Origin of the sequence: Thiolapillus sp. (assembly GCF_048562965.1) — a bacterium.
Taxonomy (GTDB): domain Bacteria; phylum Pseudomonadota; class Gammaproteobacteria; order Chromatiales; family Chromatiaceae; genus Thiolapillus; species Thiolapillus brandeum_A.
This window is the reverse complement of sequence record NZ_JBHNMF010000675.1, coordinates 1-1,642: the sequence shown is the minus strand read 5'-3', so window position 1 is coordinate 1,642 and position 1,642 is coordinate 1. Positions and strand designations below refer to the sequence as shown.

Genomic DNA, 1,642 nt, shown 5'->3' with positions numbered 1-1,642 from the left:
GGGGGTCCATAGTCCGGAGACCTTCTTTCAGGGATGGCCATTCTTTTGCCATTTTTTCTCTCCTTTGTGACTGGCCAGGTCTTGTGATGCGTGCCCTGCCTGGCCGGAACAGGGCGTGTTCAAACGGGTTACACCCGCTTGTGTACGGTTTACCTCCGTCGAGGGCTCCTGATGGAGCAATAAATTGGGTATATGACACGCAATACGGCATGCCTTCTGCTGTGGATGCCGTCCACAGCGCAAAGCACGCTAGGGGGTGTCTAGGTGATGTGCAGAGCCCATTGTTACGGGGCTGCGTGTTCCCAGGCAGGGAAGATGAGCCGGTGTTGGCCACTCGGCTTTGCCTTTGCGGCAAGTGATCGCAGGAGAAGCGGCGATTTCGCTATTTATTATAGTGGCCGATTTTTTTTGGGAAGTCAAATGGCATGACCGGCCACCTCTTCGATGGCGGCCATTTCGGGGTCCGACGGCCCGGCCATCACAATGACCACGGAAGGTCGGCGCGGCGGGTTAAGCCGGAAACTCAACCTAGTCTTCGTTACTGTATTTCCATGGTTCATGCAACCGATCCAGGATATCCGGATCCGGCTCATCGGGTTCGACTGAACCACTCCATGGTTCCGTCATCACGTCATCCTCCGCTTCCTCTATGTCTTCCAGTACAACGCTGTCGTCCCGTGGAACCCAGTCTTCCTCGCCTGGTGTCACCGTTTCCGGTAATTCCTCCTGCGAACAGCGTCCCGTCGGATTCAACTTCAGCAGGACATCAACATCATTGAAGGGTGTCTCGGATAATGGCCGCATATCGCTTCCTTCCTTCTGCGCCCGCTTCATCAGTTTCAGATGTGCGAGCTCCAGTTTTTCCACCTCATCCCTGGTATATCCCAGTGCGGCGATTTCTTCCATAATCGTTGCGTAATGTTCATGATCCATTTTGTCGAGGTCTGCCATTGCGTTGGCCAGCTTTTCAAGCGCGTTTCTTGCCTCGACGATACGCTTGTTCACTTCCCTGACTTTCGTGAGCATTTTTTCTGTGCTGGTTATCGCCCCTCGTTCCCACTCCAGACTTCCCCGCTTCAGTCGACGGAGGTCGTATCCGAACTCTTTCGTCTGCGGAATGGGTACCACCCGCTGCCGTCGCTGCCCCCCTTTCCGCGACCGGAACACGAATCTGGTCCATCGGTAATACATATGATTTCCATGATCCTCGTACCGAGGACTGAGATAGCTGTAGGTGCGCTCTCCCTTCGGCCTTTTCTGTTGCACATAATTACCCGCTGACCGAAAAAACCAGTGCCGTTCAACACAGCGCATTCCCCGCTCCTGGCACCCCCGGTATATTGCCTCGATAAACTGACTCACCGTGTCGACCGCCTCTTTCGCTACTTCATCACCCGATTTGCTGACCTTTCTGAACATTCTTTTCACTTATGAATAATCCCCTATGTTTCACGCCTTTTCAGTTATTATACGGCCAGCCCGCAAATACCCGCAAATATAATCTCTCCGTTTTTTCATATGTGAGAACTTGACTGATTAGCAGCGACCTGTTTTTTGCCATGGAGAACACTTTTTTTGCGCATCCTGCCGGCGAAATTTCCGGTTAATAATGCCGTATTTTTGCTACTCAACAGCAGGCATT

General features: G+C 52.6%; 1 protein-coding gene. It reads right to left on the bottom strand.

Annotated features, from left to right (window positions below; genetic code table 11):
- Nucleotides 1-528 precede the first annotated feature (528 nt).
- Entirely contained in the window at nucleotides 529-1,314 is a 786-nt protein-coding gene (mobI, locus tag ACOCD2_RS19055; protein ID WP_419588453.1) for a conjugative transfer protein MobI(A/C), read from the bottom strand.
- Nucleotides 1,315-1,642: the final 328 nt, after the last annotated feature.